The organism is Caballeronia sp. LZ003, assembly GCF_031451465.1.
Taxonomy (GTDB): Bacteria; Pseudomonadota; Gammaproteobacteria; order Burkholderiales; family Burkholderiaceae; genus Caballeronia.
This window is the reverse complement of record NZ_JARUXJ010000229.1, coordinates 1-306: the sequence shown is the minus strand read 5'-3', so window position 1 is coordinate 306 and position 306 is coordinate 1. Positions and strand designations below refer to the sequence as shown.

Below are 306 nucleotides of genomic sequence, written 5' to 3'. Positions count from 1 at the left end.
TCCGAGACGCGGGCGTGATTTTTCGCTGTAGGAAGAGACAGTAGATCGCCTGTGCGAAGCTCGGCGACAGGGTTCCGCTCTGCCCAGTCGTGCGCCATCGCGTAACGCAATACCTGATTGCAAATCTGCAGGACCACTTTGGCGACTGAGGGCGCACCCCGTGCTTGAATTTTCCTGAGCATCTCGCGAAGCACTGCTGGCCGAATATCCGTGACCGGCCGCCCGCCCATGATCGGATAGATGTCCGAAGCTAGATAGTTTTCGACCTGGTTGACCCGCGACGGCGATCGCGAAGGCTTCCAATGT

1 protein-coding gene is annotated in these 306 nt (G+C 58.5%); it reads right to left on the bottom strand.

The annotated features are described in order from the left end of the window. On the bottom strand, positions 1–306 hold a 306-nt coding region (locus QCE79_RS34960; protein WP_404989486.1), incomplete at both ends, for a tyrosine-type recombinase/integrase.